4 protein-coding genes are annotated in these 5226 nt (G+C 72.1%); 3 read left to right on the top strand and 1 reads right to left on the bottom strand.

Annotated elements, in window-relative coordinates; genetic code table 11:
- Window positions 1–952, bottom strand: a 952-nt coding sequence (locus HW445_RS17695) for a LuxR family transcriptional regulator (protein WP_218957098.1), incomplete at its 3' end; no start/stop codon positions are given.
- Window positions 953–1146: 194 nt separating this feature from the next.
- Between HW445_RS17695 and HW445_RS17690 the strand changes: the two genes are divergently transcribed.
- The 3 genes from HW445_RS17690 (at window position 1147) to HW445_RS17680 (ending at window position 5062) form a co-directional block, all read left to right on the top strand.
- Entirely contained in the window at window positions 1147–2370 is a 1224-nt protein-coding gene (locus tag HW445_RS17690; RefSeq protein ID WP_180221976.1) for an arginine deiminase, read from the top strand.
- Window positions 2371–2455: 85 nt separating this feature from the next.
- On the top strand, window positions 2456–3466 hold the full coding sequence (gene argF / locus HW445_RS17685) for an ornithine carbamoyltransferase (protein WP_180221975.1): 1011 nt from the start codon (window positions 2456–2458) through the stop codon (window positions 3464–3466).
- Window positions 3467–3631: 165 nt separating this feature from the next.
- A complete protein-coding gene (locus HW445_RS17680; protein ID WP_180221974.1) occupies window positions 3632–5062 on the top strand; it encodes an amino acid permease in 1431 nt (476 codons plus the stop codon).
- The last annotated feature ends 164 nt before the right edge of the window (window positions 5063–5226 follow it).

Here is a 5226-nt window from a genome sequence, read left to right as displayed (position 1 = left end):
CCTGAAGCCCCAGCTGGAGGCGGGTCTGGGCGCCGGTGAGCTTCATCAGCTGGCCCACCCGGCGCTGCACGGTGCGCAACGACAGGCCGAGGCGGACGGCGACCGCCTGGTCGGTGAGCCCGGCGACCAGCAGGCTCATGATGCGGGCGTCCGTCTCGTCCAGGGCGCTCGACGTGGACTCCAGCACCTGCCCCGCCCGGGGCACCGTGAAGCGCGAGCTGCGGTGCCAGACGAGCTCGAAGAGGCCCATCAGGGCGTCGAGGAGGCCGCTGGGCCGCACCAGCAGGGCGCCGTCCGCCGCGTCGCCCCGGCCGCCCATCGGCACCATCGCCAGTTCACGGTCGGCGATCACCAGCTTGACCGGGACGGAGTCGGTGACCCGCACCTCCTCCCCCGCGTCGACCGCGCGCTCCAGCTCCTCGACGATGCCCTCGCCCTCCTCCAGCATGCGGCGCTCCAGCACCACCCGGTAGGCGACCCCGCGCGCCGCCGCGGCGGCCTCGGTGGCGGTGTTCTCGGCGACGGAGACGAAGCGGGCGGGAGCCTGGGACAGGCAGAGGAACTCGCTGCGCGCCCCGGTCTGGAGCTGTTCCAGCCGCTGCCGGGTGGCGTCCGCGCCGCGGACCACGTCGAGGACGTCGGAGGAGGACCGCTCGGCCATGGTCGCCCGGTACACCTCCTCCAGGGAGCCGAGTTCGAGTTCCGCGAGGCGGAGCGCGTTCTGCTGGTGGACCAGCATCGAGCCGAGGGCGAGCCGGGGCGGGGAGGCGCTCAGCCGGCCGGGCGCCTGCCCGTTGCGGGCGGCCAGGCCCAGCGCCTCCAGGCGGCCCATCAGCCGCGCCGCCTCGCCCTCGGGCACCTCCAGCACCCCGGCCAGTTCCCCGGCGGAACAGGAGGGGCGGCGCAGCAGCTCGCGGTAGGCGTTCGACTCGTTCTCCGTCAGTCCCAGCACATCCTGGATCATCGTGGGCCCCCACTCGTTCCTGTCCCGCCCGGGCACGGCGGGTTCATGCCATGGCGCAATGCCGCAACTTCGCACGGATCTTGTCCGGCGTAAAGCTCCGGGCGGGCCGGGGCTGCTGCTTGCGGGCGGAAGGAGCAGGTGAACAGGGATGAAGTCGGGCCGTCGCGGTCAGGATGAGTGGCATGGGATTCCACGTCGACTCAGAGGCCGGCCGGCTGCGCCGGGTCGTGCTGCACCGTCCGGGCCTGGAGCTGAAGCGGCTCACGCCCAGCAACAAGGACGACCTGCTCTTCGACGACGTGCTCTGGGTGCGGCGCGCCCAGGCGGAGCACGACGCCTTCGCCGCGGTGCTGCGCGAGCGCGGCGTCGCCGTGCACCTCTTCGGCGACCTGCTGGCCGAGACGCTGGACGACCCCGAGGCCCGCACCCTCGTCCTGGACGAGGTGTTCGACGCCCGGGAGTTCGGCCCGCTCGCCACCGGCCACCTGAGATCCGTCTTCGAGGCGCTGCCGTCGGACCGGCTGGCCGAGGCGCTGATCGGCGGCATGACCAAGCGGGAGTACCTGGACGAGCACCCGGAGCCCGTCTCCGTCCGGTTCCACGTGATGGAGCTGGACGACTTCCTGCTGGACCCGCTGCCCAACCACCTCTTCACCCGCGACACCTCGGCCTGGATCTACGACGGGGTGTCCATCAACGCGATGCGCTGGCAGGCCCGGCGGCGCGAGACGGTGCACTTCGAGGCGATCTACCGGCACCATCCGCTCTTCCGCCGTGAGGAGTTCCACATCTGGTCGCAGGGGCACGCGGACTACCCGTCGACCATCGAGGGCGGCGACGTGCTGGTGATCGGCAACGGGGCGGTGCTGATCGGGATGAGCGAGCGGACCACCCCGCAGGCGGTGGAGATGATCGCCCACAAGCTCTTCGCCACCGGGTCGGCGCGCACCGTGGTGGCGCTGGACATGCCGAAGCGCCGGGCGACGATGCACCTGGACACCGTGATGACCATGGTGGACCGGGACACCTTCACCCAGTACGCGGGCCTCGGCATGCTCCGCTCCTACACGATCACGCCGGGCGGCGCCGGACGGCGGATCGAGGTCGCCGACCATCCGCCGGAGCACATGCACCGGGCGATCGCCTCGGCGCTGGACCTGGGCGAGATCCGGGTGCTGACCGCGACCCAGGACGTCCACGCGGCGGAGCGGGAGCAGTGGGACGACGGGTGCAACGTGCTGGCGGTGGAGCCGGGCGTGGTGGTCGCCTACGAGCGGAACACCACCACCAACACGCACCTGCGCAAGCAGGGGGTCGAGGTGATCGAGATCCGGGGCAACGAGCTGGGACGGGGGCGGGGCGGGCCGCGCTGCATGAGCTGCCCGGTGGAGCGGGATCCGGTGTAAGGTCTCGCTTTCCACCTCGGGGTGAATAATCATTCTTCCCGTCGTATATAATTCCAGCATCCCCGCAGCAGCCCAGGAGCTTGTGATGCCCCTCCTCCCCTCCGCCCTCGCCGGCCGCAGCTTCCTCAAGGAGCTGGACTTCACCCGTGAGGAGTTCCGCGGTCTGGTCGAGCTGGCCGCCGAGCTGAAGGCGGCCAAGAAGGCCGGGAGCGAGACCCAGTACCTGCGGGGCCGCAACATCGCGCTGATCTTCGAGAAGACCTCGACCCGCACCCGGTGCGCGTTCGAGGTCGCCGCCGCCGACCAGGGCGCCTCGACGACCTTCCTGGACCCGTCGGCCTCGCAGATCGGGCACAAGGAGTCCGTCAAGGACACCGCCCGGGTGCTGGGCCGGATGTACGACGGGATCGAGTACCGCGGCGACAGCCAGGTCAAGGTGGAGGAGCTCGCCGCGCACGCGGGCGTGCCGGTCTTCAACGGCCTGACCGACGACTGGCACCCCACCCAGATGCTCGCCGACGTGCTCACCATGACCGAGCACGGCGACCGGCCGCTGGAGGAGACCGCCTTCGCCTACCTGGGCGACGCCCGGTTCAACATGGGCAACTCGTACCTGATCACCGGCGCCCTGCTCGGCATGGACGTGCGGATCGTCGCGCCCCGCGCCTACTGGCCCGCCGAGGAGGTCGTCGCCCGGGCCCACAAGCTGGCGGAGATCAGCGGGGCGCGCGTCACCCTGACCGAGGAGGTCGCCGAGGGTGTCCGGGGCGCCCACTTCGTCGCCACCGACGTCTGGGTCTCCATGGGCGAGCCCAAGGAGGTCTGGGGCGAGCGGATCGCCGCGCTGTCGCCGTACGCGGTGACCATGGACGTGCTGCGCGCCACCGGCAACCCGGACGTGCGGTTCCTGCACTGCCTCCCCGCCTTCCACGACCTCGGCACCGAGGTCGGCCGGCGGATCCACGCCGAGTACGGCCTGGACTCCCTGGAGGTCACCGACGAGGTCTTCGAGTCGGAGCACTCGGTCGTCTTCGACGAGGCGGAGAACCGTCTGCACACCATCAAGGCCGTCATGGTCGCCGCGCTCGGCCGGTGACGCACCGGACCTCGTGATCCTCCCCCGCGGCGGCCGCGCCGCGGGGACCCGACCGCCGGGCGGCGTGGAACCATCCCTTCCGTGCCGCCCGACCCGCGACCCACCCCGTCGCGCCGCGACCCACCCCGTCGCGCCCCGCACCACCCAGAAACGAGCACCACCCGCATGCCCGCACCACGCGTCAAGCCGTCCCAGCTCCTGATCGCCGAATCGGGCCATGACCTCGAGGGTCACGGTCTGAAGCGGACGATGGGCCTCTTCCACCTCATCTGCTTCGGCATCGGGGCCGTGGTCGGCACCGGCATCTTCGTCGGCCTGTCCGGCTCGGTCGCCGAGGCGGGCCCCGCGGTCGTCGTCTCCTACGTCCTGGCCGCCGTCACCTGCGTCTTCACCGCCTTCTCCTTCGCCGAGCTCGGCGGCGCCATCCCGGTGGCCGGTTCGTCCTACTCGTTCGCCTACGCCGGTCTCGGCGAGACGGCGGCGTTCCTGGTCGGCTGGTGCCTGCTGCTGGAGTACGGCATCTCCATCTCCGCGGTCGCGGTCGGCTGGAGCGAGTACGTCAACGAGCTGCTGGACAGCCTGCTGGGCTTCCGGCTCCCCGCCGCCCTCTCGCACGGGCCCACCGAGGGCGGCGTCGCCAACCTTCCGGCCGTCGTCCTGATCGGCCTGGCCACGCTGCTGCTGGTCCGCGGCGTCCGGGAGAGCGCCCGCGCCACCGCCGTGATGGCGGTCGTCAAGATCGCCGTCCTGCTGGTGTTCTGCGCGGTCGGCTTCAGCGCCTTCCAGGACGGGCACCTCAGCCCGTTCGCCCCCGAGGGCATGGCGGGCATCGGCGCGGCCACCTCGGCGGCGTTCTTCTCCTACATCGGCTTCGACGCCATCACGACGGCGGGCGAGGAGTCGCGCAACCCGCGGCGCGACGTGCCGATCGCCATCCTGGTCTGCATCGGCCTGGTGACCGTCCTGTACTGCGCCGTGGCCCTGGCGGCGATCGGCGCCATCGGCTCCGAGGAGGTGGGCAGCCGGCCGGCCGCGCTGTCCCACGTGGTCGACGTGGTCACCGGCTCCGACGTCGGCGGGGCGGTCGTCGCCTTCGGCGCGGTGGTGGCCATCGCCTCGGTGACGCTGGCGGTGACCTACGGGCAGAGCCGGATCCTGATGTCGATGTCGCGCGACGGCCTGATGCCGCGGTTCTTCGAGAAGGTCTCGCCGAAGACCTCGACGCCGGTGACCGGCACGGTCGTCGTCGGCGTGGTCTTCGGCCTGGTCGCGGCGTTCGTGCCGCTGGACGGCCTGATCGACCTGTCCACCATCGGCACGCTGGCCGCCATGGCCGCGGTCAACGTCGCCGTGATCGCGCTGCGGCGGCGGGAGCCCGGGCTGGCGCGGCCGTTCCGGGTGCCCCTCGGGCCGGTGCTGCCGGGGCTGGGCGTGCTGTTCTGCCTGTACCTGATGTACGAGACGGGGCCGTCCACCTGGGTGCAGTTCGCCGGGTTCCTGGCGGCGGGTCTCGCCCTGTACCTCGGCTACGGCCGCAGGCGCTCCGTCCTGGCCTCCCGCGCCACCGAGGAGCCCCCGGTCCTCACCCGGCGCTGACACCGGCCGGGTCCGGCGAGGGGCCGCGGCGCCCTCGCCCGTCCCGGCAAACGGAATTCTGTCCACCGGCCGACATGGTCAGCGGTGCACCGTTGTACAGGCTGGGGAGGGCCGCGGGCGCGGTGGACGCCCTCGCCTGCGCACCCGACGGCCGGGACCGTGTC

Origin of the sequence: Streptomyces sp. UH6 (assembly GCF_013421635.1) — a bacterium.
GTDB classification, from domain to species: Bacteria; Actinomycetota; Actinomycetes; order Streptomycetales; family Streptomycetaceae; genus Streptomyces; species Streptomyces abyssomicinicus.
Note: the sequence above shows the minus strand (reverse complement) of the source record. Positions and strands in the feature narration are given on the sequence as shown.

Coding starts and splice junctions, on each gene's coding strand:
- HW445_RS17690 (WP_180221976.1), top strand. CDS start 1,147: ATGGGATTCCACGTCGACTCAGAGGCCGGCCGGCTGCGCCGGGTCGTG.
- argF (WP_180221975.1), top strand. CDS start 2,456: ATGCCCCTCCTCCCCTCCGCCCTCGCCGGCCGCAGCTTCCTCAAGGAG.
- HW445_RS17680 (WP_180221974.1), top strand. CDS start 3,632: ATGCCCGCACCACGCGTCAAGCCGTCCCAGCTCCTGATCGCCGAATCG.